The 14,888-nt window shown below is 62.2% G+C and carries 16 protein-coding genes; 3 read left to right on the forward strand and 13 right to left on the reverse strand.

Annotation, left to right across the window (positions count from 1 at the left end; genetic code table 11):
- Positions 1–4: 4 nt before the first annotated feature.
- Positions 5–1,225 (reverse strand): tonB-system energizer ExbB, encoded by a 1,221-nt coding sequence (gene exbB / locus K5Q02_RS06195; protein WP_442963971.1) that lies wholly within the window; start codon positions 1,223–1,225, stop codon positions 5–7.
- A gap of 96 nt (positions 1,226–1,321) precedes the next feature.
- Here exbB and K5Q02_RS06200 point away from each other — a divergent pair, with 96 nt between their 5' ends.
- Positions 1,322–2,179 (forward strand): SDR family oxidoreductase, encoded by an 858-nt coding sequence (locus tag K5Q02_RS06200; protein ID WP_225837421.1) that lies wholly within the window; start codon positions 1,322–1,324, stop codon positions 2,177–2,179.
- Positions 2,180–2,220: 41 nt separating this feature from the next.
- Here K5Q02_RS06200 and K5Q02_RS06205 read toward each other — a convergent pair whose 3' ends face one another.
- The 5 genes from K5Q02_RS06205 to K5Q02_RS06225 form a co-directional block, all read right to left on the reverse strand.
- Positions 2,221–2,601: a RidA family protein gene (locus tag K5Q02_RS06205; RefSeq protein ID WP_225837422.1), complete on the reverse strand. Its 381-nt coding sequence runs from the start codon at positions 2,599–2,601 to the stop codon at positions 2,221–2,223.
- Between the two features lie 60 nt (positions 2,602–2,661).
- Positions 2,662–4,770, reverse strand: coding sequence for a bifunctional GTP diphosphokinase/guanosine-3',5'-bis pyrophosphate 3'-pyrophosphohydrolase (gene spoT / locus K5Q02_RS06210; RefSeq protein ID WP_225837434.1), 2,109 nt, complete (start codon positions 4,768–4,770; stop codon positions 2,662–2,664).
- Positions 4,771–4,830: 60 nt separating this feature from the next.
- The gene (rpoZ, locus tag K5Q02_RS06215; protein WP_225837436.1) at positions 4,831–5,094 is read right to left on the reverse strand and encodes a DNA-directed RNA polymerase subunit omega; all 264 of its coding nucleotides are present in this window, start codon (positions 5,092–5,094) and stop codon (positions 4,831–4,833) included.
- A 180-nt stretch (positions 5,095–5,274) separates the two neighbouring features.
- Complete coding sequence (gene gmk, locus K5Q02_RS06220) at positions 5,275–5,892, reverse strand: guanylate kinase (protein WP_225837438.1); 618 nt, start codon at positions 5,890–5,892, stop codon at positions 5,275–5,277.
- A gap of 56 nt (positions 5,893–5,948) precedes the next feature.
- A complete protein-coding gene (locus tag K5Q02_RS06225) occupies positions 5,949–6,812 on the reverse strand; it encodes a YicC/YloC family endoribonuclease (RefSeq protein WP_225837440.1) in 864 nt (287 codons plus the stop codon).
- Between the two features lie 187 nt (positions 6,813–6,999).
- On the opposite strand from K5Q02_RS06225, the gene rph reads away from it, so the two are divergent.
- Entirely contained in the window at positions 7,000–7,722 is a 723-nt protein-coding gene (rph, locus tag K5Q02_RS06230) for a ribonuclease PH (protein WP_225837442.1), read from the forward strand.
- Between the two features lie 26 nt (positions 7,723–7,748).
- On the forward strand, positions 7,749–8,123 hold the full coding sequence (locus tag K5Q02_RS06235) for a DUF4870 domain-containing protein (protein ID WP_225837445.1): 375 nt from the start codon (positions 7,749–7,751) through the stop codon (positions 8,121–8,123).
- A 222-nt stretch (positions 8,124–8,345) separates the two neighbouring features.
- On the opposite strand, the gene K5Q02_RS06240 is transcribed toward K5Q02_RS06235, so the two are convergent.
- From K5Q02_RS06240 to K5Q02_RS06270, 7 genes are all read right to left on the reverse strand, one after another.
- Entirely contained in the window at positions 8,346–8,669 is a 324-nt protein-coding gene (locus tag K5Q02_RS06240) for a DUF3392 domain-containing protein (RefSeq protein WP_225837447.1), read from the reverse strand.
- 34 nt (positions 8,670–8,703) lie between these two features.
- Positions 8,704–9,843, reverse strand: a complete 1,140-nt coding sequence (hemW, locus tag K5Q02_RS06245) for a radical SAM family heme chaperone HemW (protein ID WP_225837450.1) — start codon at positions 9,841–9,843, stop codon at positions 8,704–8,706.
- Positions 9,844–9,943: 100 nt separating this feature from the next.
- Positions 9,944–10,537, reverse strand: coding sequence for an RdgB/HAM1 family non-canonical purine NTP pyrophosphatase (rdgB, locus tag K5Q02_RS06250; RefSeq protein ID WP_225837452.1), 594 nt, complete (start codon positions 10,535–10,537; stop codon positions 9,944–9,946).
- Positions 10,534–10,938, reverse strand: a complete 405-nt coding sequence (locus K5Q02_RS06255) for a DUF4426 domain-containing protein (RefSeq protein WP_225837454.1) — start codon at positions 10,936–10,938, stop codon at positions 10,534–10,536. Before K5Q02_RS06255 ends, rdgB begins: the two co-directional genes overlap by 4 nt.
- A gap of 15 nt (positions 10,939–10,953) precedes the next feature.
- On the reverse strand, positions 10,954–11,574 hold the full coding sequence (gene metW, locus K5Q02_RS06260; RefSeq protein ID WP_225837456.1) for a methionine biosynthesis protein MetW: 621 nt from the start codon (positions 11,572–11,574) through the stop codon (positions 10,954–10,956).
- Between the two features lie 2 nt (positions 11,575–11,576).
- Entirely contained in the window at positions 11,577–12,716 is a 1,140-nt protein-coding gene (gene metX, locus K5Q02_RS06265; RefSeq protein ID WP_225837458.1) for a homoserine O-succinyltransferase MetX, read from the reverse strand.
- Between the two features lie 158 nt (positions 12,717–12,874).
- A complete protein-coding gene (locus K5Q02_RS06270) occupies positions 12,875–14,857 on the reverse strand; it encodes a dynamin-like GTPase family protein (RefSeq protein ID WP_225837460.1) in 1,983 nt (660 codons plus the stop codon).
- Positions 14,858–14,888: the final 31 nt, after the last annotated feature.

Genomic DNA, 14,888 nt, shown 5'->3' on the forward strand with positions numbered 1-14,888 from the left:
GGCCTTAACCCGCCTTGACCATGTGAGGCTGTTGGGAGCGATCGCCGCTCGGCAGCATGTCCAGGTCACGGCTGACCAGCAGCAGCACCTGAGCGGATGCGTCGGCGACCTGCGCCTTGTAGGCGCTGATCGAGCGCGAGAAGGCGTTGTAGATGATCACCGCAGGAATCGCAGCAACCAGACCCAGAGCGGTCGCCAGCAGTGCTTCGGCGATACCGGGAGCGACCACGGCAAGGTTGGTGGTCTGGGTTTTGGCGATACCGATGAAGCTGTTCATGATGCCCCACACGGTGCCGAACAGGCCGACGAAGGGTGCGGTGGAACCGATGGTGGCGAGTACCCCGGTACCTTTGCTCATGTCGCGACCGCAAGCACCGACCAGACGCTCGAGGCGGAAGCTGACACGCTCCTTGATACCTTCCTTCTCGCGGCTGGTAGCCGAAAGTTTCAGTTCTTCGCGGGCGTCTTCAATGAGGATTTCGCTGAAGCTGTGCTTGGCGCGAGCCTGATCGCTGGCCTGGGCCAGGTTGCGAGCACCTTTCAACTCGAGGATTTCGCGGCGCAGACGGCGACGTGCACCGACCAGTTCGATGGTCTTGGCAATCCAGATGGTCCAGGTCAGGATCGACGCCAGTACCAGACCGATCATCACCGTTTTGACCACTACGTCGGCGCCCTGGTACATGCCCCACGGGGACAGGTCGTGGAAGATCACTTCTGCTTCGGCAGCGGAATCTTCGCCTATTGCCTGTGCGTCCGCGCTCTGCTCGGCGGCGAGGGCCTGCTGCAGTTTTGCGGCATCTTCAGGAGCGATATTGTTTTCGCTGAAGAACTGCTGACGTGCTTCGTTGAGCTGCTCTGGGGTAGCCTGCGGGCCCAGCGCCTCGAGTTTGTCACCCAGCGCATCGACCTGAGCGGTGGCTTCCGGCGACAGCGGTGCAGCCTGCAGTTGTGGTGCAGTGGCAGCCGGATCGGTGTTGGCGGGGGCCTGCTGCGTAGCAGTGGCTGGTTCGGCTGGCGCAGGAGCCGACTGATCGGCGAAGCTCGCGGTCGGAGCCAGCGTCAGGCTGAGCAGCAGAGCGAGGAGCGCGCCGAGGCGTTGCGGCCGAGCGGCGACAGTGGTTGGCTTAGCGCTATGGGCGGTAGAGTTCATGCTTGCCGGACCTAAGTGTGATGACGGTGATCTGCGCAGGCGAAACGCTGCGCGGCAAAAAAGGCTGAACATTATTGCAAGTAATTCTTGTTTATGAAAGCGATAATGTAACTATATTACATTCAGTCCGTCGTGTTAGAGCGTTCGCGGGGCTGAGAGAGGGCAGTGATGAGTAGAGTTGCAAGCGTGATGATCGCCGGGTGCGGGGATGTCGGAGGCCGTCTTGCGGTGCGTCTGCATGACGCGGGCTGGCAGGTCTATGGCATGCGCCGAACGGTATCCGAATTGCCCGCAGGCATCCTGCCGGTAGCGGGCGACCTGCACCAGCCTGGCTGCCCCGAGCAATGGCCGCAGGGTGAGCTGGATTATCTGGTGTATAGCGCAGCCGCTACCCAGCACGATGAGCCGGGCTATCGGCAGGCGTACGTCGACGGCCTACGCCATGTGCTGAACTGGCTGAAATCGCGAGGACAGCGCCCGAAGCGTCTGCTCTTCGTTTCCAGCAGTGGCGTATACGCCCAGGCGGATGGCGAGTGGATCGACGAAACCTCGCCGGCAGAGGCGCAGAGCTATTCAGGTCGTGTGATGCGCGAGGCGGAGCAGGTGGCGTGGAGCGCTGAGGTGCCGGCCACGGTGGTGCGTCTTACCGGCATCTACGGCCCCGGTCGCGAGTGGCTGCTCAAGCAAGTGCGCATGGGCTATCGGGTATCCGTGGAGCCGCCGCTCTATGGCAACCGCATTCATGCCGATGACGCCGCGGGGCTGTTGGCCTTTTTGCTGCAGGCGGATTCGGCAGGCAAGCCGCTGGATGATTGCTATATCGGTGTGGATGACGAGCCGGCGCCGCTGCACGAGGTTATGGGCTGGTTGCGTCAGCAATTGGGTGTCGAGCATTGGTCGGAGGAGTCGACCGTGCGGCGTTCCGGCAGCAAGCGCTGCAGCAATGCGCGTGCCCGGGCGTTGGGCTGGTCGCCGCAGTACCCCAGCTATCGCGAGGGTTATGCCGCGGTATTGCGCGAGGGGTAAGGCGGGGCGCCCGGAGCGAACGCTCCGGGCGTGGGCATTGGTCAGTCGATGACCAGGATGCCATCCATCTCAACCTGCGCGCCCTTTGGCAGGGCGGCCACGCCAATGGCGGCGCGGGCAGGATAGGGCTGCTGGAAGTAACGGCCCATGACTTCGTTGACGGTGGCGAAGTGGGAGAGGTCGGTGAGGAAGATGTTCAGCTTGACCACGTCCTTGAACGAGCCGCCAGCAGCCTCGATGACCGACTTGAGGTTCTCGAACACCTGTACGGTCTGCGCTTCGAAGCCTTCCACCAGCTCCATCGTCTTGGGATCCAGGGGGATCTGTCCGGACAGGTAAACGGTATTGCCGGCCTTGATGGCTTGGGAATAAGTGCCGATAGCGGCCGGGGCTTTGTCGCTGTTGATGACGGTTTTGCTCATAGAGGCTCCTTGGTGGAGATGCGCGAGGCGCATCGGTCATGGGCGGCCTGAACGAGTCGGTCAGGCCTTGACGCGGGTGATGCGCATGACGCCGGGCAGGGTGCGTAGCTTCTTGATCACTCGGGCCAGGTGTACGCGGTCGTGTACGCTGACCACCAGTTGTACCACGCTGACGCGCCCGTCGCGTTCGTCCATGCTGATCTTTTCGATGTTGCCATCGGCGGCATTGACGCTGCCGGCCAGCAGCGCGATGAGGCCGCGCTGGTGCTCCAGTTCGACGCGCAGTTCGACATTGAACTCGCCTGTGACATCCTTGGCCCAGGACAGCTGGATGCATTTTTCCGGGTTGTGGCGCACTTCGCTGATGTTCCGGCAGGTGTCCATGTGCACCACCATGCCCTTGCCCGCCGACAGGTGGCCGACGATCGGGTCGCCCGGAATCGGCGTGCAACATTTGGCGTAGCTGAGTACCAGGCCTTCGGTGCCGCGAATGGCCAGTGGGCTTTCGGCATTGGGCAATTCTTCACCTTCGCCAGCTAGCAAGCGGCGGGCGACGACATAGGCCATGCGATTGCCCAGGCCGATATCTTCGAGCAAGTCGTCGAAGGTCTCCAGGCGGTATTCGTTGAGCACCGCCTGCTGGCGCTCGGGCTGCAGCTTGTCGAGATGACTTTCGAAACTGGTCAGTACCTTGTTGAGCAGGCGTTCGCCAAGGTTGACGGACTCCGAGCGTCGCTGTTGCTTGAGGGCGTGGCGAATATGGGTGCGCGCCTTGCCGGTGACCACGAAGTTCAGCCAGGCCGGGTTGGGGCGTGCGCCAGGCGCGCTGACGATCTCCACCGTGGAGCCGCTCTCCAGGGCCTGGGACAGCGGTGCCAGGCGGCGGTTGATGCGGCAGGCGATGCAGGTGTTGCCGACGTCGGTGTGTACCGCGTAGGCGAAGTCCACCGCCGTGGAGCCTTTCGGCAGCTCCATGATGCGGCCCTTGGGCGTGAACACGTAGACCTCGTCCGGGAACAGGTCGATCTTCACGCTCTCGATGAATTCCAGTGAGTTGCCGGCGCGTTGCTGCATCTCCAGCACGCCCTTGACCCATTGGCGCGCGCGAGCATGGTTGCCCTTTGGCGTTTCATCTTCGTTGGATTTGTACAGCCAGTGCGCGGCGATGCCGTTGTTGGCCATCTCTTCCATTTCGCGGGTGCGAATCTGGATCTCGATGGGCACGCCATGCATGCCGAACAGGGTGGTATGCAGCGACTGATAGCCGTTGGCCTTGGGGATCGCGATGTAATCCTTGAAGCGGCCCGGCAGCGGCTTGTAGAGATTGTGCACGGCGCCCAGTACCCGGTAGCAGGTGTCGACCTTATCGACCACAATGCGGAAGGCGTAGACGTCCATGATCTCGTTGAAGGCCCGGCGTTTACCGCGCATCTTCTGGTAGATGCTGTACAGGTGCTTCTCGCGGCCCATCACCTCGCCCGTCATGCCTTCGCGTTCGAGGCAATGCAGCAGCGACTCTTCGATGCGGGTGACGATTTCCTTGCGGTTGCCACGGGCACGGCGCACGGCGGCGCGGATGCGCTCGGAGCGCATCGGGTGCATGGCTTTGAAGCCAAGATCCTCGAATTCCACGCGCATGCTGTGCATGCCCAGCCGATTGGCGATGGGGGCGTAGATTTCCAGGGTTTCCTTGGCGATGCGTCGACGTTTTTCGCCGGACAGCACTTCCAAAGTTCGCATGTTGTGCAGGCGGTCGGCCAGCTTGACCAGGATCACGCGAATATCGCGCGCCATGGCCATGGCCATCTTCTGGAAGTTTTCGGCCTGGGCCTCGGCCTTGGTCTCGAAATTCATCTGGGTCAGCTTGCTGACCCCGTCCACCAACTCCGCCACTGACTCGCCGAACTGCGCGTGCAGGGCTTCCTTGGCGATCCCGGTGTCCTCGATCACGTCATGCAGCATCGCGGCCATCAGACTCTGATGATCCATGTGCATGTCGGCGAGGATGCTGGCCACGGCCAACGGATGGGTGACGTAGGCTTCGCCACTGCGGCGACGTTGCCCGTCATGCGCCTGTTCGGCGTAGAAGTAAGCGCGACGAACCAGGTTGACCTGGTCGTCACCCAGATAGGTCGAAAGTCGATCGGCGAGGGCGTCTATGCTCGGCATGGGAGGCTCCCTTGCCAGGCCTTGTGCACCCGCGACCTACGTTTTCGACCAGGCATAGGCTTACAGAGGCTCGTTGGCCTCTTCGTCGAAGGCAGCGAACAGCGGCTCTTCTTCGATGATGTCTTCTTGGGCGATGACGTCGGCGTCTACCAGGCCGCTGGCGATTTCACGCAGCGCGACCACGGTTGGCTTGTCGTTTTCCCACGCCACTTTAGGCTCTTTGCCGCCGGTAGCGAGTTGGCGTGCGCGCTTGGTGGCAAGCATGACCAGCTCGAAGCGGTTATCGACGTTGTCCAGGCAATCTTCAACGGTAACGCGAGCCATGGTGTTCCTCGTAGCAAATGCAAAAATAAGCTGGGCCCAAATGGGCGAGCGGACTGGATAGTCTAGAAAAACGCCAGCATTAAGGGAAGAGAAAGTCGCTGGAAGGCACGAGATCGCAACGCAGGGCGCGATTTTCGGTGCTCGAGCGACCCTCGCAGGGCGAGCCAGTCCCGCTTTACTTCACGCCAGCAGTTCGTTCAGCAAGCCCAGATGACGCTCCTGCTGGGCCGGCTGCAGCAGCTGATTGGCTCGGAAGATCGCTTTCAGGTCGCTGAGTGCGTGCGAGAAGTCATCGTTGATCACGATGTAGTCGTACTCGACGTAGTGGCTCATTTCGCTGACCGCTTCGCGCATGCGCTGCTCGATCACTTCACCGCTGTCCTGGCCTCGGCTGGTCAGACGGTGGCGCAGCGCTTCGAGGGTCGGTGGCAGGATGAAGATCGATTTCGATTGCGGCATCAGGCGGCGTACCTGTTGAGCGCCTTGCCAGTCGATCTCCAGAATCAGATCGATGCCCTCGGCCAGGGTCTTCTCCAGCGAGCGCTGTGAGGTGCCGTAGTAGTTGCCGAACACTTGGGCGTGCTCGAGGAATTCGTTCTGCTCGAGCATGGCGGTGAACTGCGCGTGATCCACAAAGTGATAGTGCACGCCGTCACTTTCACCCGGGCGCATGGCGCGGGTGGTGTGCGACACCGACACGCGAACATGCGGTTCGCTTTCGATCAGCGCCTTGACCAGGCTGCTTTTGCCAGCGCCCGAGGGGGCGGAAATAATGTAGAGCGTGCCGGTGGTGCTCATGGATCTGTCCTGAAACGGGGAGGTCGGGAGGTCGCGCAGCTGTGGCCGGGCGTCGATTATTCGATGTTCTGAACCTGTTCGCGCATCTGCTCGATCAATACCTTGAGGTTGACCGCCGCCTGAGTGCTGCGTGGGTCGAAGGCCTTGGAGCCCAGGGTGTTGGCTTCGCGGTTGAGTTCCTGCATCAGGAAATCCAGGCGTCGGCCTGCCGCACCGCCCGCCTTGAGCACGCGGCGCACCTCGGTAACGTGGGTGTTCAGGCGATCCAGTTCTTCGGCGACGTCGCTCTTTTGCGCAAGCATCACCAATTCCTGCTCGAGGCGCTGCGGGTCGAGATCGGCCTGCATCTCGCGGCAGCGCTCGAGGATCTTCTGGCGCTGCACGTCGAGCATCTGCGGCACCAACTCGCGCAGGGCGGCCACTTCATCGAGCATGCTGTCGAGGCGTTCGTTGAGCAGCTTGGCCAGCTCGGCGCCTTCGCGGCTGCGCCCGGCCTTCAATTCATCCAGTGCACTGCCGAACAGCTTCAGTGCGGCCTTGTTGAGTGCTTGAGGGTCGCTGCTATCAGCCACCAGCACGCCGGGCCAACTGAGTACTTCCAGTGGATTGAGCGGGGCCGGCTGCTTGATCAGTGCGGCCACGCTTTCCGCGGCGGCAATCAGTTGCGTGGCTTTGTCGCGGTCGACCTGCAAAGGTTTGCCGGCGCTGTCTTCAGTAAAGCGCAGGGTGCATTCCACCTTGCCGCGCGACAGCCCCTGGCGCAGTGCTTCGCGTACCGCGCCTTCGAGGTCGCGAAAGGCTTCCGGCAGGCGCAGATGGGGCTCGAGGTAGCGGTGGTTGACCGAGCGCAGCTCCCAGCTCAGGGTGCCGTTGGCACCTGCCTGCTCGGTGCGGGCGAAGGCCGTCATGCTGTGGATCATACTGCTTACCTCGTGAAGTTCTGCCGGTTTGGCGTTGGCCAAAGGCGGCGATTGTAGCGCAGTGCAGCGACGGCTCCCAATCGCGACCGCGCCTGTCGGACGGGCGCGGTCGCGGCCAGATGGCAACAGCCCCTATAATGCGCGACAGATTTCCGATTCCATATAGAGCACGAGCAGGTATTCCTTGATGAAACGTCCCAGTGGCCGCGCGGCCGATCAGTTGCGCTCGATCCGCATCACCCGCAACTACACCAAGCACGCCGAAGGTTCGGTGCTGGTGGAGTTCGGCGATACCAAGGTGATTTGCACCGTCAGCGTCGAGCAGGGCGTCCCGCGCTTCCTCAAGGGCCAAGGCCAGGGCTGGGTGACCGCCGAGTACGGCATGCTGCCGCGTGCTACCGGTGACCGTAATCAGCGTGAGGCCAGCAAGGGCAAGCAGGGCGGTCGTACCCTGGAAATCCAGCGCCTTATCGGCCGCTCCCTGCGCGCCGCGCTGGACATGAGCAAGCTCGGTGAAAATACCCTGTACGTCGACTGCGACGTGATCCAGGCCGATGGTGGTACCCGCACCGCTTCGATCACCGGCGCCATGGTCGCGCTGGTCGATGCGCTCAAGGTGATGAAGAAGCGTGGTGGCCTGAAAGGCGGTGACCCGCTCAAGCAAATGATCGCAGCCGTTTCCGTGGGCATCTATCAGGGCGAGCCGGTGCTCGATCTGGATTACCTGGAAGATTCCGCTGCCGAAACCGACCTGAACGTGGTGATGACCAGCACCGGTGGCTTCATCGAAGTTCAGGGTACCGCTGAAGGTGCGCCCTTCCAGCCCGCCGAACTGAATGCCATGCTGGCCCTGGCGCAGCAAGGCATGACCGAGCTGTTCGCCCTGCAGCAGGCTGCCCTGGCCGAGTGACCGGTCGCTGACCGAGGAGAACTGCGATGAATGACAGCAACCTGTTGACGCCTGCGCCCGAGCCCAGCAAGGAAGCGCGCCAGTGGGCGATGATCTGTCACTTCGCCGCGGCCCTCGGTTTCATCTTCCCCTTTGGCAATCTGATCGGCCCGCTGATCGTCTGGCAAATCAAGAAAGACCAAGACGCGTTCATCGACGAGCAAGGCAAGGAAGCCCTCAACTTTCAGCTGACCGTGGCCATTGCCGGCATTGTTTGCCTGTTGTTGATGCTGGTGTTGATTGGCTTTCTGCTGATGGGCCTGCTGTGCATCGGCACTATCGTGCTGACCATCATCGCCGGCATCAAGGCAGGCGAGGGGCGACCATACCGTTACCCGTTCTGTTTGCGTCTGGTTAAATGATCGCCAGCGGATCGACGAAAAAGCCAGCAGATTCAGGCCGTGTGAAAACGTAGCGAGCGAAGGTCAGGCAAGGCAAAAACCGGCGAAAAAGCGCAGTTTACTAGTTGTAAATGAGCATTTTGAGCCGGTTTTTAACGCAGCATGACCGAGCGCAGTAGTTTTCACACAGCCTGAGATTGCTGGCTTTTTCTTTGAAGTTCTTGCTGGTGTCCTGGCGCTATTTCAGCTGCGATCCGCCAGCACACCGATCAGGAAGAACACCAACAGCAGCACCGGTGCCAGGGTGTAATTGTTGAAATGTCCGAGGATTTGCGTCAGCAAGGGCGTCAGGTAGACCATCGCCAGACCGTAGCCGATGGCGCATATCAGGACGAAGATCAGCGTGCGCAGGATGAAGTTGAGGCTGCCGATCCGGCCCTGTACCCAGGCATTGATGCCCGGGCCGAACAGCACGAGCAGGGTGGCCATCAGTGCCAGGGAGATCTCGTAGAGGTGACCGCGGCTCCAGCGCGAAACGGTAGCGATCATATCCAGCAGCAAATCCATAGGGGCTCCTTGTTGGTGCGCACGTTGACTGCGCTTACGGCAAAAAATACTGCAGCAGGTCATTGAGAAACAGCTGGCCTTCGCGCGTCGCCGTCAGACGAGCGGGATCTTTTTGCAGCAGACCACGGCGCTCCGCCTGTTCGCGGGCGCTGGCCAGTTGCTGCAGCGGTAGGCCGGTTCGTTGGCTGAACAGCTCGGCGCTACAGCCATCGCTCAGGCGCAGCACGTTCATCAGAAACTCGAACGGCAACTCGTCGGCGCTAAGGATGCGTTCGCCAGCGCTGTACTGCTTGGCGGGGTCGAGGTAGTCCTTGGGGAGGCGGGTTTTCCAGGTGCGGCTGATTCGGCCCTCTGGTGTACTCAGCTTGCCGTGGGCGCCAGCGCCAATGCCGAGGAAGTCGCCGAACGTCCAGTAATTCAGGTTATGCCGGGCGGCACGGCCGGGCTGTGCATAGGCCGATACTTCATACTGGCCGTAACCCTGTTCGGCGAGCAGCGCCTGGCCAGCTTCCTGAATGTCCCAGAGGGTGTCGTCTTCCGGCAGCACCGGCGGCTGGTTCCAGAACACCGTGTTCGGCTCCACCGTGAGCTGATACCAGGACAGGTGGGTCGGTGCCTGGGCGATGGCGATGCGCAGGTCGCCCAGCGCGTCATCGAGGGACTGATCCGGCAGGCCGTGCATCAGATCCAGGTTGAAGTTATCGAAGCCGGCCGCGCGGGCCATGTCGGCGGCGCGAATTGCCTCATCGCCATCGTGGATGCGCCCCAGAGCCTTGAGTTTCTCTGCCTGGAAACTCTGCACGCCGATCGACAGCCGATTGATGCCCAGGCGTCGGTAGGCGGCGAATTTCTCCTGCTCGAAGGTACCCGGGTTGGCTTCCAGGGTGATTTCGATGTCGCTGGCGAACGGAATGCGCCGCTCCACGCCTTCCAGCAGGCGCCCGAGGGCCTTGGCGGAAAACAGGCTGGGTGTGCCGCCGCCGAAGAAAATCGACGTTAGCGGTCGGCCGTGGACCTGCGGCAGGTCGCTGTCGAGATCGGCGAGCAACGCGTCGACGTAAGCCTCTTCCGGCAGGTTTGGGCCGGCGGCGTGGGAGTTGAAATCACAGTAGGGGCACTTGCGCACGCACCAGGGAATATGGACGTACAGGGCCAGGGGAGGCAGCTGGAACACAGGCGTTGGGTCACGGCAGGGTGATTGCGGGGCGCTATCGTGGCACGACTTGGGCAAAGCTCCAATGTTCGCGGACGAAACGCCCCTCTGGTGGCGCTGTTTACAGGCCCAGACGCTGCTTGAGCAGGCGCATGGCGATGGCGCGGTGGCTGAGGCTGTTCTTGTCTGCGGGGGACAGTTCGGCGCTGGAGCACTGGCGCTCTTGCACCCAGAACAGCGGGTCGTAGCCAAAGCCATGTTCGCCACGGGCTTCATGCAGGATGCTGCCGTGCCACAGGCCTTCGCAGAGAATTGGCAGCGGGTCGTCGGCGTGGCGCACCAGGGCCAGGCAGCAGACGAACTGGGCGCCGCGCTCGGCATCCGGCACGTCCTTGAGGGCGGCCAGCAGTTTGGCGTTGTTGGCGGCGTCGCCCAGGCCGTCGGCGTAGCGGGCGGAGTAGATGCCCGGCGCGCCGCCCAGATGATCGACTGCCAGGCCCGAGTCGTCGGCCAGGGCGGGCAGCCCGGACAGGCGCGAGGCATTGCGGGCCTTGAGGATGGCGTTCTCGACGAACGACAGGCCGGTTTCCTCCGGCTCAACCTGGCTGAACTCACCGACCGAGCGCAGGCGTACGTTGTCGCCGAGCATGGCTTGCAGTTCCTTGAGTTTGCCAGCGTTGTGGCTGGCGAGGACGAGTTCTGGGAAAGGCATCATGGCTCCGGAAAGAGTTCCTGGTTGAAGTCCAGGCGCTGGCCGTTCACCTGCAGGTTGAACAGCAGCACCTCGCGCGAGGTGATTGGAAACTGTGCTAGGTACGAGACGAATTCGCCCTCGCGCTGCTCGACGAAGGTCAGCGTCTGGCCGTGGCCAAGTACGTTCTTCACTTCACCGCTGATCGTGGCCGGGCTGGATTTTCCTGCCCGCAACACGCTGATGTTCAGCACAGCCTGCTTGCCGCTGCGCAGCAGGCCGCTGGCCTGTGCTATTTGCGGTTGCAGGTAACTGGCGTTGAAGGCGCTGTAATGCACCTCGAGATCACCCAGGCGCTGCATGCGCTCGGCGGCGCTGGCCGGCAGGCTCAAGCACAGGGTAATCAGCAGGAGGGCTAGGCGCATGGGCGGTTCCGCTGCTCAGTTGGCAATGTGCACATCGCGTGCATTACGCCCGCTGATGCGATAAATGCCGATTTCGCCCAGCAGGTTGGGCCACGCGCGGCTAGCCCAGCCGTGTTGGTGTTGATGGTCGACCGCCAGGCGCTGGAGTACTCGAGCGTCCTGCTGATGGCACAGGCGCTCGAAGTCCTCGAAGGTGCAGAAGTGGATGTTCGGCGTGTTGTACCAGGTGTACGGCAGGAAATCCGACACCGGCATGCGGCCCTTGCTCGCCAAATACCAGCGGCAGCGCCAGTGGGCGAAGTTGGGGAAGGTGATGATGCAGGTCTTGCCGACGCGCAACATCTCCGCCAGTACCTTGTCCGGGAAGTGCAGCGCCTGCAGGGATTGGGTCATGACCACGACGTCGAAGCTGTCGTTGGCGAAGTTGCCGAGGCCTTCGTCGAGGTTCTGCTCGATGACGTTGACGCCCTTGCCGATGCACTGGGCGATCTTTTCCGGGTCGATCTCCAGGCCGTAGCCACTGACCTGCTTATTGGCGCTCAGCCAGGCGAGCAGGTCGCCATCGCCGCAGCCAAGGTCGAGCACGCGGCTGCCAGCGGGAATCCATTTCTGGATGATCTCTAGGTCGGCTCGCATGCTTACACCTCGATCCGTTGCATGTAGCTGCCAAAGCCCTGCAGGTAGCGCGCAATGGGCATGAGAAAGGCGTCGTGGCCTTGGGGTGCATCGATCTCCAGGTAACAGACGTTCTTGCGTGCGGCGATCAGCGCATCGACGATTTCTCGCGAGCGGGCCGGCGAGAAGCGCCAGTCGGTGGTGAACGAGATCACGCAGAAGTCGGCCTTGGCCTGACCAAGGGTCTTGGCCAGATCACCATTGTGCTCGGCGGCCGGGTCGAAATAGTCCAGCGCCTTGGTCATCAGCAGGTAGGTATTGGCATCGAAACGCCCGGAGAACTCCTCACCTTGATAGCGCAGGTAGCTTTCGACCTGGAACTCCACGCTGTGGAAGTCGTAGTTGAGCTTTTCGTTCTTCAGGCCGCGGCCGAATTTCTCACCCATGGCGTCATCGGACAGGTAGGTGATGTGGCCGACCATGCGCGCCAGCATCAGGCCGCGCTTGGGGATCACGCCCTGTTCCTGAAAGTGGCCACCGTGGAATTGCGGGTCGGTGAGGATGGCCTGGCGGGCGACCTCGTTGAAGGCGATGTTCTGCGCCGACAGTTTGGGCGCCGAAGCGATGGCCAGGCAATGCCGCACGCGATCCGGGTAGCTGATTGTCCACTGCATGGCCTGCATGCCGCCCAGGCTGCCGCCGACCACGGCGGCCCATTGGCCGATGCCGAGCAGGTCGGCGAGGCGAGCCTGACTATTGACCCAGTCTTCCACGGTCATCACTGGGAAGTCGGCGCCGAAGGGCTTACCGGTCGCCGGGTTGATGTCGGACGGGCCGGTCGAGCCGTTGCAGCCGCCGAGGTTATTGAGGCTGACGACGAAGAAGCGGTTGGTGTCCAGCGGTTTGCCGGGGCCGATGCAGCTATCCCACCAGCCCGGTTTGCGGTCGTCCACGCTGTGGTAACCGGCGGCGTGGTGGTGCCCCGACAGCGCGTGGCAAATCAGCACAGCGTTGCTGGCGCTGGCGTTCAGCTCGCCATAGGTTTCATAAGTCAGTTGGTAGTCGGCCAGGCTGCGCCCGCAGGCCAGGGCCAGGGGCTCGGCGAAATGGGCGATCTGCGGCGTGACCAGGCCAACGGAGTCTTGAGGAAAAACAGTCGGCATCGATCCTGCTCGGATAATGAAAGGTACATAGGAAAGTGCAGCAGTCTAAAGAGCGCGCCTGTCAGCGGCAAGGAAAGCGCACGTAGCCAATACCCGGGTTGGGCATCGCGAGGGGATCGCTAAAGGAACCTGGCGAGCCGAGTAGCGGCCCGCGAGGTTTATTCGGCGCTGGCTTGAGGGCGCAGCATGCCGGGCAACGTCACCACTTTGCCCTGGCGCTGGATTGGCGCGGGGCGACGCATGATGCGTAGCATCTCGCCGGCCTGAGCCAGTTGCTGTTTCAACTCATCGCCATACTGCGCCAGTTGCTGGCGGCGTTGGCGGCCGTTTTGGGTGTCTTGCGCCAGCGCCTTGAGGCGCAGCATGTGGCCTTCCAGCAACTGCTTGTGTTCCAGGGTGTGCTGCATCAGCGGCATCAGCGCTTCATCGGCCCACTGCTCGGCGTCACGGCGCAGGCGGCGGTGTAGGCCAATGACCTCTTGCACCAGAGTGGCGAAGAAGCGCCGGCTGAGGCTGCGTTGCTCGGTCAGTAGCGTCTTGAGACGCAGGCGGAAACGGTCGGCCTTTTTCTGTAGGTGGCGCAACTCGCGTACGTAGCGCGTCAGCTCGAAAGTCGGTGCATCAACGGCCTGCAATGGGTTCTCCACATTGTGCCGGTGGTAGATGGCATCGACCATGCGGTTGGCCATCTCGGCATCATGGGACAGGCTGTGCAGGTCATTCTCGACGGCGGTGAAGAAGTGCTGGATGGATTGATTGATCCCCAGCGTCGTCCAGCTGCCTGTGAGCTGGCGGCGCAGCAGGTTAAGGTGAACGTCGAGTTTTTCCGGCTGTGCGGATGCTTTCAGTCGCTCGCCCTGATTGCGCAGCAGGCGCTGGTTGGTTTTCAAGGCAACCAGGCGCTTGTGGTGCAGGGTGTGGTCGTCCTTGGTACGGGCGGTCAGTTCCAGCAACATTTGCCCATTGTCCTGACGGCGCTCATCGAGCAAGCCCAACTGCTCGTTGACCTTACCCATGCGCAGCCCGAGCACATGCTGGCTGTTATTGAGCATGGCCAGCACCTGGCGCACCACGCGCTCTTCAAGCAGGCGCTCCTTCTGCGCCACGATGCGTTCGCAAAGCAGCGTCTCCAGGCTGGCCATCTGGCTGCGGGCGAGCAGCGCAGGATCCTTGCGCACCTTGGCGAGTAGTGCCTGCTTGGCCGAAAGCGGCAGGATGTCTTGAGGGGCGATGCCCAGATGACGCGCCGCCTGCAGACGTACCCGCTCGATGGCGTGGGTGACAAACGCATCACCGGCGAGGTCATCCCAGAGCACATCGATCTTGTTCAGGACGGCGAACAGGCAGCTCTGGGTTTCTTCGTCGAGGGGCTGGACGTGCTGCTGCCAGATGTCCAGGTCGCTGGCGGTAACCCCCGTATCGGCGGACAGCAGAAAGATGATCGCCTGGGCGTTGGGTAGCATCGACAGGGTCAGTTCCGGTTCACAGCCCAGAGCGTTCAGGCCCGGCGTGTCGAGGATGCGCAGACCCTGACGCAGCAGTGGATGATCGAAGTTGACGATGGCGTGGCGCCAGGCCGGTACCAGTACCTGGCCGGGGGTGTTGGTGGTTTCCAGGTTGTCTGGATGAAAGCCGAGTCCGATAGCCTGTTCGACAGGCATGACCTTGCTGGCCGCCACCTGGGCGAAGGCCTTGGCCATGTTGTCCGGGTCGCTGGTGTCTAGCGGGATGTTCACCCAGTGACGGGGCGTGCGCTTGAACTGCGCGACGCTGGCTTCGGCGATGCGCGTCTCGATCGGCAGCAGGCGGATATAAGGGCGCTCAGCGCCTGGGTCGTAGAGAATTTCCGTCGGGCACATGGTCGTACGCCCAGCTTGAGAGGGCAGTAAGCGCTGGCCGTATTCGGAGAAGAACAGGCTGTTGATCAGCTCGGTTTTACCGCGGGAGAATTCGCCGACGAAGGCCAGGGTGATGTGATCGGTACGCAGCAGGCGCAGTGCCCGCTCCAGGCGCGCTTCGACGCCTTCGCTGCTCAGCCGGTTGTGGGCGAGCCAACTGCGGTAGCGGGTGATCTCGCGAACCAGTTCGCGCTTCCAGGCAACGTAGGCATCTACCTGTTCACTGAGGCGTTCCATGCTCATAGGGATTCCCTGACGGGGCATCGGGCGACGA

Source organism: Pseudomonas sp. MM211 (assembly GCF_020386635.1).
GTDB lineage: Bacteria > Pseudomonadota > Gammaproteobacteria > Pseudomonadales > Pseudomonadaceae > Aquipseudomonas.